Origin of the sequence: Pseudomonas sp. 34 E 7 (assembly GCF_900005715.1) — a bacterium.
GTDB classification, from domain to species: Bacteria; Pseudomonadota; Gammaproteobacteria; order Pseudomonadales; family Pseudomonadaceae; genus Aquipseudomonas; species Aquipseudomonas orientalis_A.
This window is the reverse complement of the sequence record NZ_CVTX01000041.1, coordinates 1-338: the sequence shown is the minus strand read 5'-3', so window position 1 is coordinate 338 and position 338 is coordinate 1. Positions and strand designations below refer to the sequence as shown.

Here is a 338-nt window from a genome sequence, read left to right as displayed (position 1 = left end):
CCGTTACCAGTGAAAGTAACGTTCAGTCTATCTTTCTATCACATACCCAAATTTTTAAAGAACGAACTAGTCAAAGACTAGAAATCAACATTCACCATCATGACGATGGAATGCTCATTTCTAAGCTTTATACAAACAGAAGCAGTAGTGGTGGAGCCAAACGGGATCGAACCGTTGACCTCCTGCGTGCAAGGCAGGCGCTCTCCCAGCTGAGCTATGGCCCCGTATTTCTACAGGCGTTTCCCACACAAAATTGGTGGGTCTGGGCAGATTCGAACTGCCGACCTCACCCTTATCAGGGGTGCGCTCTAACCAACTGAGCTACAGACCCAATTTCG

Annotated in this window: 2 tRNA genes; both read right to left on the bottom strand. The window is 47.6% G+C overall.

From position 1 onward, the window contains the following. Positions 1-148 precede the first annotated feature (148 nt). Positions 149-224, bottom strand: a tRNA-Ala gene (locus tag BFP96_RS01365). 30 nt (positions 225-254) lie between these two features. Continuing rightward, positions 255-331: transfer RNA gene (locus tag BFP96_RS01360), tRNA-Ile, on the bottom strand. Positions 332-338: the final 7 nt, after the last annotated feature.